The organism is Acidaminococcus sp. HCP3S3_H5, from assembly GCF_052122235.1.
Classification (GTDB): domain Bacteria; phylum Bacillota; class Negativicutes; order Acidaminococcales; family Acidaminococcaceae; genus Acidaminococcus.
This window is the reverse complement of the sequence record NZ_JBQKCS010000019.1, coordinates 1-806: the sequence shown is the minus strand read 5'-3', so window position 1 is coordinate 806 and position 806 is coordinate 1. Positions and strand designations below refer to the sequence as shown.

The following is an 806-nucleotide window of genomic DNA, read 5'->3' as shown; positions in this document are numbered from 1 at the left end:
CGTATGCATCCATAGCTTCGGTTCCATACTTTAGCCCCGGGAATCTTCGGCGCAGGGCCTCTCGACCAGTGAGCTATTACGCACTCTTTAAATGGTGGCTGCTTCTGAGCCAACATCCTGGTTGTTTATGAGACCCCACATCCTTTTCCACTTAGTATGGCATTGGGGACCTTAGCTGATGGTCTGGGCTGTTTCCCTTTTGACAACGGGACTTATCTCTCGTAGTCTGACTCCCAGGCTCTGCAGCATAACCATTCGTAGTTTGACAGGGTTCGGTAACCATTACAGTCCCTATCCCGATCAGTGCTCTACCGCCTATGCTTACTGCCTGAGGCTAGCCCTAAAGCTATTTCGAGGAGAACCAGCTATCTCTGCGTTCGATTGGAATTTCACCGCTACCCACGATTCATCCGAAAGTTTTTCAACACTCACCGGTTCGGTCCTCCACACGATTTTACCCGTGCTTCAACCTGATCATGGGTAGATCACTACAGTTTCGGGTCTACGAACACCAACTATCCGCCCTTTTCAGACTCGGTTTCCCTACGGCTCCGCATTTCCTGCTTAACCTCGCTGGTGCCCGTAACTCGTTGGCTCATTCTTCAATAGGCACGCCGTCGCTTGCGCTCCGACTGCTTGTAGACATACGGTTTCAGGTTCTCTTTCACTCCGCTCCCGCGGTTCTTTTCACCTTTCCCTCACGGTACTATGCGCTATCGGTCACTAAGAAGTGTTTAGCCTTGGAGGGTGGTCCCCCCGACTTCCCGCAAAATTCCTCGTGCTTCGCGGTACTCTGGATACTGGCC

At 52.0% G+C, this 806-nt stretch carries 1 rRNA gene; it reads right to left on the bottom strand.

The features are described from left to right. Positions 1–806 (bottom strand): 23S ribosomal RNA (locus ACTQY5_RS10970); the annotation flags it as partial.